This is a genomic window from Bacteroidota bacterium (assembly GCA_030706565.1).
In the GTDB taxonomy this organism is placed as follows: Bacteria; Bacteroidota; Bacteroidia; order Bacteroidales; family JAUZOH01; genus JAUZOH01.
Map to the genome: position 1 here is coordinate 1 of JAUZOH010000526.1, position 2,340 is coordinate 2,340.

Consider the following 2,340-nt stretch of genomic DNA (forward strand, 5'->3'; position numbering starts at 1 on the left):
TCGGGATTTCATCATTTTATAATATTTCTGCACTGATTGTAACCGAAACTACCTTATATTTGGGCGTGTTATCTGTCCTGCTTGCTGGTCTAATTTATAACAGGGAGTGATATGGAAAAATGGGAATTACATAACCAGATTAAAGTTCGGCGGGCGATGAAGGACATAACACAGGAAGAGCTTGCTGCTGAAATCGGGGTAACCAGAAAGACCATCAATACCATTGAAAATGGCAGGTTTGTACCATCGACTATTTTAGCCATCAGGCTGGCAAGGTTTTTTGGGATTCCGGTTGAAGAATTATTTACCTTAGTTGAAAAGTAAACAAACATCCATAATTAACCAGAGAATATGAAACGAACATGTTTGCGGATAAGCACAAAACACGAATAAAAATAGCAAACATGGAGTTCCATACGACCTTTGAAAATTAAATCAATTCGTATGAACAAACGGAATATTTTTTCTTTATTGCTTGCATTTTCTTTTGCAGGCATTACCTGGGCTCAGGATTATCCCATACACCCTGTGCCGTTTACTTCTGTCAGGCTCAATGATCAGTTCTGGGCGCCTCGCCTGAAGCAAAATCATGATGTCACCATCCCGATCGCTTTGGAACAGTGTTACAAAACCGGACGGGTAGATAATTTCCTGTTTGCAGCAAGAATAAAGTCGGGCAAATTTTGCACGGAATTCCCTTTTGATGACACCGATATTTACAAGATCATTGAAGGTGCCAGTTATTCGCTGCAGACAGCGCCGGACAAGACGCTGGAAGCCAAACTGGATACCCTGATTTATTATATTGGCAAAGCCCAGGAACCGGATGGTTACCTTTATACAGCCCGGAGCATTGATCCGGAGCATCCGCATTCATGGTCGGGTCCCAAACGCTGGCTGAATGATCCCAAAGGAAGCCATGAACTTTATAACTGTGGGCATTTGTATGAGGCTGCCGTAGCACATTACATGGCCACAGGCAAAAAGACCCTGTTGAACATTGCCATCAAAAATGCCGATTTGCTTTGCAGGGATTTTGGCCCGGGGAAACTGCAGATTTATCCCGGCCATCAGATTGTGGAAATGGGATTGGTCAAGATGTACCGTGCTACCGGCAAAAAGGAATATCTCGACCTGGCCAAATTTTTCCTGGATGTCCGCGGCAACGGCAGCGATTATAACCAGGCAAATAAAAAAGTTATAGATCAGACCGAAGCTGTGGGACATGCTGTTCGTGCAACTTATATGTACTCTGGAATGGCTGATGTGGCTTCGATCACAGGAGATGAAAATTATATCCATGCCATTGATGCGATATGGGGGGATGTGGTGAATCATAAATTATATTTTACAGGCGGAATAGGTTCGGTTCCGGGTATTGAGGGATTTGGTAAGGCCTATAGCCTGCCTAACTTGACGGCCTATAACGAAACCTGTGCGGCCATTGGAAATGTTTATTGGAACTACCGTCTCTTCCTGCTTCATGGTGATGCCAAATATTATGATGTGCTGGAACGTACTTTATACAATGGCGTAATTTCGGGTATTTCCCTGAGCGGCGATCATTTCTTTTATCCCAACCCACTTGAATCCAATGGTAATTATGAACGCAGTGCATGGTTCGGCTGTGCATGCTGCCCGAGCAACTTGTGCCGTTTTATTCCTTCCATTCCGGGTTATATGTATGCCACCAAGGGGAAAAGGATATATGTCAACCTTTTTATCAACTCTACGGCAAACATAGATTTGGGCAAAAACAAGATTGTTTTGGCCCAGAAGACGGATTATCCCTGGAAGGGCCAGGTTGATTTTACTATAAACCCAAAGACTTCTGAAAATTTTGAAGTAGCAGTCCGCATTCCTGGATGGGCTCAGAACCAGCCTGTTCCCGGCGATCTTTATGCTTATGCAAATAAGGACAATAGTCCTGTTCGTATTACAGTCAACGGTAAAGCTGTGAAATATCAGGTAATTGATGGCTATGCTGTTTTGGATAAGGTTTGGAAAAAGGGTGATGTAATCGGCCTTTCCCTGTCCATGCCGGTTCGTACGGTAGTAGCCAATGCCAAGGTTCAGGCTGACAGCGGGAGAGTGGCTTTGCAACGCGGACCGTTGGTTTATTGTGCTGAATGGCCGGATAATAAGGACTCTATCCACAATCTTTCATTGGATACCAAAGTCCCGTTGACCTCTTCATTTATCCCGTCCCTTCTTAGTGGCGTGCAGGTGATCAAGGGCAAAGCCAAATCCGGGACATCCGAACTTGATTTTATGGCCATCCCTTATTATGCCTGGGCTAACCGGGGCAAAGGCGAAATGGCTGTGTGGATGAAATATTAA

The 2,340-nt window shown here is 44.3% G+C and carries 2 protein-coding genes; both read left to right on the forward strand.

The features are described from left to right. Nucleotides 1-111: 111 nt before the first annotated feature. Complete coding sequence (locus tag Q8907_16390; protein MDP4275848.1) at nucleotides 112-324, forward strand: helix-turn-helix transcriptional regulator; 213 nt, start codon at nucleotides 112-114, stop codon at nucleotides 322-324. Nucleotides 325-444: 120 nt separating this feature from the next. After that, on the forward strand, nucleotides 445-2,340 hold the full coding sequence (locus tag Q8907_16395) for a glycoside hydrolase family 127 protein (protein ID MDP4275849.1): 1,896 nt from the start codon (nucleotides 445-447) through the stop codon (nucleotides 2,338-2,340).